Raw genomic sequence first — 8,175 nt, 5'->3', positions numbered from 1 at the left:
AGGCATCTTGCCTGTTGCCAGAAACCCCATCAATTGTGGAACAGGCATCTTGCCTGTTGCCAGAAACCCCATCAATTGTGGAACAGGCATCTTGCCTGTTGCCAGAAACCCCATCAATTCTGGAACAAACATCTTGTTTGTTTCCAACAGTAATATCTGAGTTCAAATCCCATTCAGAATTCTGGAAAATCGGCAAATAATCTGTGAGTGTGAGATTTCCGGTTGTCAAAGTGCCAGTCTTGTCAAAAACCACCGTATCTAATTGATGCACCCGTTCTAAAACATCACCACCGCGAATTAAAAGTCCGCGCTCCGCCCCGATGCCAGAACCGACTAAAATTGCAGTTGGGGTAGCCAGTCCCAAAGCGCAAGGACAAGCAATAACTAAAACTGCGATCGCCAATTTCAAACTTAACAGCAAAGGCGATTGATAATGGATAATAGGCAATTCATTTCCCATGCCCAATGCCCCATGCCCGATGCCCCATGCCCGATGCCCCATGCCCATTGCCCCGTGTCCCATATCCATTGCCCCGTGTCCTAAAAGCACAGAAGGCCAAATATGAGTGCCGGCAAAATACCAAAATAGGAAAGTTAAAACCGATATCGCCATTACCCCGTAAACAAAATATCCCGCGACAGTATCAGCTAAATTTTGAATCGGCGCTTTGCGAGTTTGGGCTGCCTGCACCAAAGCCACCATTTGAGCTACAGTTGTTTCCTGACCGGTGCGAGTTGCCCGCATCACAACTGCCCCGGATTTATTGATAGTTCCCGCCGCAACTGTATCTCCTGGTTGCTTCAAAACCGGCATCGATTCGCCAGTCAGCATCGACTCATCTACGGTTGTTTTGCCTTCGCAAACTTCACCGTCTACCGGTATTTTTTCCCCTGGCAAAACTTGCAGCCATTCTCCCACTCGGACGCGATCGGCTGGAATTTCAATGTATTGTGGATTGTAGACCGCAGATGTCGAGTTTAAAGGCAATTCTTCCGATCGCAAATCTAAACTCGGGAGTTTAAAATCCACTAAGCGGGCTTTCGCCGGTTGCAATGCGATTAAAGCTTGCAAAGCTGATGCAGCGCGCCGTCTGGCTTGCTGTTCGAGAGTTTTGCCCAACAAAATAAAGCCCAGCAGCATCACCGGTTCGTCAAAAAAGCACTCCCATCCCATCCGTGGAAACAGCAAAGCCGCATTGCTAGCGGTGTAAGCTGTGACAGCACCTAAAGCTACCAAAGTATTCATGTTGGGTGCATTTCGCCACAAACTGCGGCACCCGTCAACGATAATCGGGCGGCCCGGTAGCAGCAATGCTAGGGTAGCGAGTCCCCAGTGAAACCAAATATTGCTGAGAATTGGGGCTTTTGTGCCGAGTACGTGACCTAAACCGGATAGAATAATTAGGATAAGGGCGATCGTCAATTGATTAATTTGCTGTCGAATTTCTTGCCGTCGCCTTTCAATTGTTACCGCTTCTGCTTCCCGCTGATTTTCACCTAAACGAGACTGAGAGGGAAATCCATTATCAGTTAATTTTTTCGCTAAAGCCTCTGCATCCACAGCCCCCGGTTGACACTCAACCGTCGCGACTTCTACAGCCAAGTTAACGCAAGCTGAAATTACGCCTGAATACTGCATGAGTTGGCGTTCCACAGCTTTCGCGCAGCCCGCACATTTCATCCCGCTGACATCAAAAGTAACAAGTTCTGGCGGTGATTCTTTAACTGGTATGATTTCTGGTTGAATTTCGGGGATTGTTTTGGGGACAAATTGCATGATTTTTTTGGTATTGATTGGAATATTTCTGTGCTTGTGAAAGGGTTTAATGCACGGTTTAGACAAACGTCTATATTTTTATAATAAATAAATATTGTGGCATCTTCCGAAAGTGTTAGTTTTTTTTAATTCTTATTAATTCCAGGCGGTTAAATCCGCAGTCCGGCAGCGGTTGAAACAACTGTCGGACTGCGGGTTTAATGCTAAGACACACTTGGGACACCGCATTGCCGTTTCCTTATTTGATATAATTAGCACATTGCCTAGTTAGTATCCAGCTTTTATTTGACGAATTTAGCTATGACAGAAACACCAAAATTTTATATTGTCAAACGTCCTGCCGGTAATTGCGAAATTTTGCCTATCGCCCAAATCGAAGAACAAAACCCCAGTATTATTGAAAAGTGGGGCCCTTACGATTCGCCCGAAGATGCCATAGCCCGCCGCATCGGGTTAATTCGCGCAGGCAAATGTCAACCAACCAAATTTTAGATTTTAGATTTTAGATTTTAGATTGAAGATAAGAAGGACTAAAGTCCTCACTACAAACCCGGTTCGTAGTGAGGACTTTAGTCCTTCTTTACTGAAGTTTTTGTGACTAAAAACTACTTGGATTTAGAAGGTGCCGGACTCGGTTTTGCCTGCGCCGCAGTCGGTTTAGGTGGCGCTGCATTCGGTTTCGACTCCGCCTTATTGTTCCCTGTTTTACCAGTAACTTGCTGTGTCAAAACTTCCATAGCTTTCGCGTACTGCGGATCGGCCGCCGTAGCAATTTTATCGCGATCGCGCCTCAATTCCTGTTTTTGAGCGTCGGTGAGTTCTACCTTAAAATCCGGTTCAATCCCGGCGTGGTTGATATCAGTGCCGTTGGGAGTAAAATACTTGGCAATTGTCACCGCCAAACCGGCACCATTTCCCACGCCGCGTACTGACTGAACTAAACCCTTACCAAACGTCTTTGTTCCCACCAAAACCGCGCGTTTGTTGTCTTGCAAAGCACCGGATAGAATCTCGCTAGCACTTGCTGAACCGCCGTCTACCAGTACAACTAACGGTTTGTCTGTGAGCTCTGCTTTATTTGCCGTTTGTTTATCGGCTTCGCCTACTCGATCGACCGTCGAGACGATCGTACCTTCTTTGAGCCACATCCGAGCAATTTCAATACTTCCGTACAGCAACCCGCCGGGATTGGAACGCAAGTCTAAAATATAGCCCGTTACTTTTTTCTGTTCCAAATCCTTAATTGCCGATCGCATTTCCGATGCAGCATTGGCACTGAACTGATTTAAGCGAATATAGCCGACTTCTCCGATGGGAGTTTTCTGCACTGACTTCCGCACGGGATGAATTTCAATTTTAGCGCGTTTCAGCTTAAATTCTAATTCCTTGCTGCCCCGCAAAACAGTCAGCGTCACCTCAGTATTTGCCTGGCCCCGAATCAAACTTACTGCTTGATTCGTATCCATGCCTTCTGTGCTTTTGCCGTCAATCTTAGTAATGATATCTTTTGCCTGAATGCCAGCAGTAAAAGCAGGGGTATCTTCGATCGGCGAAATCACCACCAACTTCTTAGTTTCCTCATCTTGAGTCAACTGAATCCCAACTCCTGTCAATTCCCCAGAAGTTTCTACCTGCATATTTTTGAACTCTTCCGGGTTCATAAACCGCGTGTAAGGATCGTCCAGCTTCTTCAGCATTTCGCGAATTGCCTTGTAAGCTTCCTCGTCGCTGGTATAAGTCCGGTTCAAATAATCATTCCGCACCGCTTTCCAGTCAACCTGGTTAAAAGTGCCATCAACATAACTTTTGTCAATAATCTGCCAAACTTCATCAACCAATTCTTTAGGACTTCCCCGAAAAGAAGCCAGAGATTTAGAACTGCAACCAGTGTTGGCAAGAGTTACAGCAGTGAGTACCACCGCTGCAGCACTTAGAACAAGCCCTCGTTTTGTTATAACCATTTGTCTGACGCGCGGGAGGAAAAGAATTCAGAATAATTACGCTCAATCTAACACAGGCAAAGCTTGGTCGGATTTTGGATACATATTTATTCAACTTTGCTGAGTTCTGCGGTGTCAACTTCAGACTGAAACCCTCTGTATCTCGTTTGTATCGAAGCCTAGATCCCCCTAAATCCCCCTTAAGAAGGGGGACTTTGAGCGTTATTGTCCCCCTCTTAACAAGGACTTCGATCGCTCTTGTCCCCCCCTTACTAAGGGGGGTTAGGGGGGATCTCCGGGTTTAACAACAGGCATTAGGAGCGATCGACAGAAATTAAGGTTCGACCCAGCGATCGTCCGATTTAATCAAATCAATCAATTCTGCCACCCCTCGGTCTTCGGGCACTTTCTTAATTTCTTCCCGGCCCCGGTACAGCGAAATATAACCCGGTTGCTTCCCGACGTAGCCGTAATCAGCATCAGCCATTTCTCCCGGGCCATTGACAATACAGCCCATTACTGCTATATCCAAACCCGTGAGATGCTTCGTCGCCTCTCTCACTTGGTGTAACACTTCCTCCAAATTAAACAAAGTGCGACCGCAGGAAGGACAAGCGACATACTCAACCATCGTTTTCCGCAGTCCCAAGGCTTGCAGAATGCTGTAGCAAACGGGAATCTCCTTTTCTGGGGCCTCTGTCAGCGAGACGCGGATAGTGTCACCGATACCGTCAGTTAACAAAGGTGCCAGGCCTGCGGTGGATTTAATGCGGCCGTATTCGCCGTCTCCTGCTTCCGTGACGCCCAAATGCAGCGGGTAATCCATGCCGAGTTCGTCCATCCGGTGCACCATCAAGCGGTAAGCAGCAACCATCACCGGTGCGCGCGAGGCTTTCAGGGAAAGTACAATATTTCGGAAGTCGAGGGATTCGCAAATTTTGATAAATTCCAGGGCCGATTCCACCATGCCTTCGGGCGTGTCGCCGTAGGTAAAAAGCATCCGTTCGGCGAGGGAACCGTGATTGACGCCGATTCGCAAAGCTTTGCCTTGGTCGCGCAGGGAAATCACTAGAGGTTCCAGGGTTTCGCGGATTTTTGCGCCAATTTCCGCGAATTCGGCGTCGGTGTATTCGGTTCTGTCGGCTTTCGGCTTCTCGAACACGTAAAGTCCGGGATTAATTCTCACTTTGTCTACGTGTTTGGCCACTTCGAGAGCAATTTTCATGCCGTTGTGGTGGACATCGGCGACGAGGGGCACGGGTTGGTAGGTGGCGTGCAATTTTTGCTTGATTTCGGCTAAAGCTTTGGCGTGGGCCATGCTGGGCACGGTGACGCGGACGATTTCGCAGCCAATCTCGTGCAAGCGCCGAATTCCGGCGACTGAACCGTCGATGTCGAGGGTGTCTTCGTTAATCATCGACTGGACGACGACGGGGTTGCCGCCGCCGATGGTGACGCTACCGACTTTGACGGGACGGGTTTTGCGGCGTTTGATGGTGGTGTCGAAGATGGGTTCGGTGGCGGGGGTTTTAGTTGGATTTGGTAGAGTTTGCATAAGTGATTGCTAGTGTTCTGTTACCAAGCTCTATAAAATTCTGTTTCCTATTTTTCAGGTTGCCATAGAAATGCTCTGTTTGGGCAATGAGGTTTTGGGATTTAGGATTCTTAATGAGATTGCTGCGAATTTGTCGATCGAATTATGTCGGAAAAGGGCGATCGAACTAAAAGCCAACCATCACCGGGAAGGCGAACTGAAGTTGAGCCCGTGGAATTAAACCGAACTTAGAAAATACAGTTAAAATACAGGCTAGACCGAGATAAAAATTAATATTGGTTGGGGGTGAGGGGAATGGTTTGGACACGGGGGCAGCGGTTAAATGGCGATCGGTATATTATTGAAGGCATTTATGGTGTGGGCGGCTTTGAGGTCAGCTACCTAGCGCAGAAGGTGCAAAACAGGCAGCGGGTTGTCATCAAAACGCTGCAAGATAACTTATTGAGCGATCCAAACTTTGCCACGTTTCGGGATCAATTCCGGGATGAGGCGATACTGCTATCTTTGTGCAGGCATCCCAATATTGTGCAAATAGACAACTACTTCACTCACGGTAATTTGCCTTGCATTGCGATGGAATATGTGGCAGGAGAAGATTTGTGCGAATGGGTGAATAGGCGCGGTATTCTGTCAGAAACAGAAGCTTTAAACTACATCCGTCAAGTAGGAGAAGCCGTAATAGTAATTCACGAAAAAGGTGTACTCCATCGGGATATCAAGCCACATAACATTATGGTGCGTGACAATCGAGATGCAGTTTTGATTGACTTTGGTTTGGCGCGGGGTTTTATTCCAGATCGCACTCAACAAATGACTTTTGGATTAACACCTGGTTTTGCGCCTCCCGAACAGTATGGGGAAATTGGCAGATTTGCTGAGTACACAGATGTTTACGCTCTGGCGGCAACGCTATACTATCTGCTAACGAGTACAACACCAACTGATGCACCCTTGAGGGCTTTAAATCATCCTTTAAAGTCGGCGCTTCAGATTAATCCTAATATTAGCGATGGGGTGCATCGGGCAATTATGAAAGGGATGGAAATGGATGCGACAAAGCGCCCTCAGTCGGTTCAAAAATGGTTGGCTATGCTTCCACAAGCCACCATTGGCAATTGGGGGCAAAGAGGGGGTGTTTCGCCAACGATTCCTAGCCCGCAGCCACCGCCACAACCTGTAAAATTGATTTCAGCAAAAGGAGTCGATTATCGCAACCTCGATCGGCTGTTGGCTAGCGGAAAATGGAAAGAGGCGGATGAGGAAACCCGTAAAAAAATGTGGGAAGTAGCGGGGAGAACATATGAATGTTGGCTGAGAATTCAAGATATAGATCAATTCCCCTGTGAAGACTTACGAACAATTGACCAACTTTGGGTAAAATACAGTAACGGACGTTTCGGCTTTTCGGTGCAGAAACGCATCTATGAAAGTCTGGGAGGAAGCGGAGAATATGATCGGAAAATTTGGGAAGCTTTTGGCGATCGGGTAGGTTGGCGTGTGAATAACACATGGTTGGAATACAACGATCTAACATTTTACACCCTAGCACCAGGGGGGCACCTCCCATCTTGGTGGTTTGGGTGGGACAGTGTGGGGCAAGAGTTGGGTGCAAGGATAGAGGTTACTCTTCTCTCGCGTCGAGACTTGTAGACTTTAACATCTAAGCGTTTCAGGTTTTCATAAAGATTTATTACAAAGGCAAAAACCACGAAACCGCGCCAATTCTACGTTTCCGATACCTGGCACATTCGATTTACCAAATTACTAAAGAGTAGAAACTAGCTATCTTTTTATCGGCTGTAATAATAGCAGCTTGACTTCTTTTGGCAACTGCTACAACCACTCTATCTGCTGGATCTCGGTGTTCCCATTCTAATTTGACACTTTCTAGCCAAATGTCCTCATCAATTGGAACGATGCGAATAACATTAGACTTTTTTAAAGTAGCGATATAGTCATCAATACTTACTCCTAAATCTAACTTATGATTTTTGATCTTGATAGCTATTTCCCAGATGGCCGTTGATGGAACTAAACCATTTTTTTCTTGTTCCATCTGCTGACAAGCATCTTTTGCCGATTGAGAAAGTTTCTCTGGATCTAAACTCCACCAGATGAGAGCGCAGGTATCAAGGACAACTGTCATACTTCCTGCCATTCTTCAGTTGTTGGCGCAGTTAAATCTTCAAAATATTTTACTTTGCCCCGCATATCCTTAAATAATTCTTCAGTTGAAAGAGACTTTTCATACTGAGAAATTATCACAAGTGGTTTAGTCCCATCCATCACTAAAATTTCTTCGCCTTCAAGCTCGACAAGTCGCAAAAATTCTAGTAATTGAGCTGTTAATTGACTTTTGTCTATGGTTTTCATAGGACAATGATTGGTGTTGTGTTAAAACTACATTATATCTCAATACGGTTCACTGAGCAAAGGATGTCATTGCGCTTCAAGAAAGCAATCGCAGGGACTATGAGGCTTTTGAGTTAAAGGAGGTGCGGGGCGAGCAATTCTTTTTTTCCTGATTAACTTTTACCCAATCGTACCTCATCTTTATGAGAAAAGCTATACTTAATCTATGGTGAAAGCTTTAGAGGCGATTTATCTACCAGATGCAAATCGATGGATTAATTGGATACAAAGGAGAAATTAACAATGCTATCTGTAGAAAAATGCCCAATTTGCGGCGGTGAAATAGTTATCAAAGAAGTCGATAAACTTTTACGGGGCGGCAAGCATACTGCTATCTTAAAAGTATCCGCTGAAGTTTGCCTAAGCTGTGGAGAACGGTTGTACTCTGTGGAAACAGTTAGGAAATTTGCCAAAATTAGACAGCAATTGCAGCGAGAAGAGACTCAAGAATTTCAAGCGATGGGGCAATCTTTTCGAGTTGGATAAGTTAT

The 8,175-nt window shown here is 46.1% G+C and carries 9 protein-coding genes; 4 read left to right on the top strand and 5 right to left on the bottom strand.

The window, feature by feature from the left end:
* The coding region (locus QUA56_RS26475) for a cation-translocating P-type ATPase (RefSeq protein ID WP_333363863.1) at positions 1-1,777 on the bottom strand (1,777 nt) is incomplete at its 3' end.
* A gap of 300 nt (positions 1,778-2,077) precedes the next feature.
* On the opposite strand from QUA56_RS26475, the gene QUA56_RS26470 reads away from it, so the two are divergent.
* Positions 2,078-2,269 (top strand): DDE transposase family protein, encoded by a 192-nt coding sequence (locus QUA56_RS26470; protein ID WP_333363860.1) that lies wholly within the window; start codon positions 2,078-2,080, stop codon positions 2,267-2,269.
* A 113-nt stretch (positions 2,270-2,382) separates the two neighbouring features.
* On the opposite strand, the gene ctpC is transcribed toward QUA56_RS26470, so the two are convergent.
* Positions 2,383-3,738 (bottom strand): carboxyl-terminal processing protease CtpC, encoded by a 1,356-nt coding sequence (gene ctpC, locus QUA56_RS26465; RefSeq protein WP_333363857.1) that lies wholly within the window; start codon positions 3,736-3,738, stop codon positions 2,383-2,385.
* A 313-nt stretch (positions 3,739-4,051) separates the two neighbouring features.
* A complete protein-coding gene (ispG, locus tag QUA56_RS26460; RefSeq protein WP_333363854.1) occupies positions 4,052-5,272 on the bottom strand; it encodes a (E)-4-hydroxy-3-methylbut-2-enyl-diphosphate synthase in 1,221 nt (406 codons plus the stop codon).
* Between the two features lie 70 nt (positions 5,273-5,342).
* Here ispG and QUA56_RS26455 point away from each other — a divergent pair, with 70 nt between their 5' ends.
* Together QUA56_RS26455 and QUA56_RS26450 are read left to right on the top strand one after the other, a co-directional pair.
* A complete protein-coding gene (locus tag QUA56_RS26455) occupies positions 5,343-5,492 on the top strand; it encodes a hypothetical protein (protein WP_333363851.1) in 150 nt (49 codons plus the stop codon).
* A gap of 74 nt (positions 5,493-5,566) precedes the next feature.
* Positions 5,567-6,922 carry a serine/threonine-protein kinase gene (locus QUA56_RS26450; protein ID WP_333363848.1) on the top strand — a complete coding sequence of 452 codons (1,356 nt, stop codon included), beginning with the start codon at positions 5,567-5,569 and terminating at the stop codon, positions 6,920-6,922.
* A gap of 103 nt (positions 6,923-7,025) precedes the next feature.
* Here QUA56_RS26450 and QUA56_RS26445 read toward each other — a convergent pair whose 3' ends face one another.
* Positions 7,026-7,418 (bottom strand): type II toxin-antitoxin system VapC family toxin, encoded by a 393-nt coding sequence (locus QUA56_RS26445; RefSeq protein ID WP_333363845.1) that lies wholly within the window; start codon positions 7,416-7,418, stop codon positions 7,026-7,028.
* Positions 7,415-7,645: a prevent-host-death protein gene (locus QUA56_RS26440; RefSeq protein WP_333363842.1), complete on the bottom strand. Its 231-nt coding sequence runs from the start codon at positions 7,643-7,645 to the stop codon at positions 7,415-7,417. Before QUA56_RS26440 ends, QUA56_RS26445 begins: the two co-directional genes overlap by 4 nt.
* A gap of 282 nt (positions 7,646-7,927) precedes the next feature.
* On the opposite strand from QUA56_RS26440, the gene QUA56_RS26435 reads away from it, so the two are divergent.
* Complete coding sequence (locus QUA56_RS26435) at positions 7,928-8,170, top strand: YgiT-type zinc finger protein (protein WP_333107999.1); 243 nt, start codon at positions 7,928-7,930, stop codon at positions 8,168-8,170.
* The last annotated feature ends 5 nt before the right edge of the window (positions 8,171-8,175 follow it).

The organism is Microcoleus sp. N3A4 (genome assembly GCF_036701805.1).
Classification (GTDB): Bacteria; Cyanobacteriota; Cyanobacteriia; order Cyanobacteriales; family Microcoleaceae; genus Microcoleus.
The sequence above is the reverse complement of the archived record's forward strand: the minus strand, read 5'-3'. Positions and strand labels throughout refer to the sequence as shown.